Raw genomic sequence first — 1,079 nt, forward strand, 5'->3', positions numbered from 1 at the left:
GTGATCGCGAAGGAGACGGGCCGGCCCTCCTATCATCCGGCAGTCCTTCTGAAGCTTTACATCTACGGTTATCTCAATCGGGTGCAATCCAGTCGTCGTCTGGAACGTGAGGCGTGCCGCAATATCGAGGTGATGTGGCTGATCGGCCGCCTGGCTCCCGATCATAAGACGATCGCCGATTTCCGGAAGGACAATGGTGCGGCGATCCGGAAGGTTTGTGCGAAGTTCATTGCACTATGCCGGCAAATGGGCCTGTTGCAGACCCCAAGCGTCGCAATCGACGGCAGCAAGTTCAAGGCGGTGAACAACCGCGACCGCAACTTCACGCATGCCAAGATGGCGAGGCGGATGGCGCAGATCGAGGAAAGCGTCGGTCGATATCTGCGTCAACTCGATAGCGCCGATCGGCAGGAGCCATCGGAAGCGATCAGCATCAAGACGACGAGGACCAAGGAAAAGATCGCTCGGCTGCAGCAGGAGATGAGCCGCCTGGAAGTGCTTGATGCGCAGATGCGCAACACGCCGGATCAACAGATATCGCTCACCGATCCGGATGCCCGTTCGATGGCCACCAGCGGACGCGGATCGGGTGTCGTCGGCTACAATGTCCAGGTCGCGGTGGACACCGAGCACCATCTGATTGTTACGCACGAGGTCATAAACGTCGGCAACGACCGTGGGCAGCTTGCTCGGATGTCGAAGCAAGCCAAAGAAGTGCTCGAAGTGGACAAGCTCGAGGCGGTCGCCGACCGTGGCTATTTCGACGGAGAGGAGATATTAGCCTGCGAAGAGGCTGGCGTTGCAGTCACCTTGCCCAAGCCCATGACGTCGAACGCCAAGGCGGAGGGCCGGTTCGGCAAACAGGACTTCGCCTACCTGCCTGATGAGGACGTCTACCGCTGCCCATCCGGCCAGCTGCTGCCCTATCACTACACCAACATCGAGCATGGAATGACGCTGCGCCGTTACTGGTCGACAGCGGCGTGCCAAGGCTGCGCGATCAAGAGCCAATGCACGCCGTCAAAGGAGCGCCGCATCACGCGCTGGGAGCATGAGCATGTGGTCGAGGAGGTCCAGAG

At 59.9% G+C, this 1,079-nt stretch carries 1 protein-coding gene; it reads left to right on the forward strand.

Features of this window, described 5'->3' with window-relative positions; translation table 11 throughout:
* A partial coding sequence (locus tag AC5ZGW_RS46375) for an IS1182 family transposase (RefSeq protein WP_496114179.1) occupies positions 1-1,079 on the forward strand: 1,079 nt, incomplete at both ends.

This window comes from Bradyrhizobium sp. Crot121, assembly GCF_059512385.1.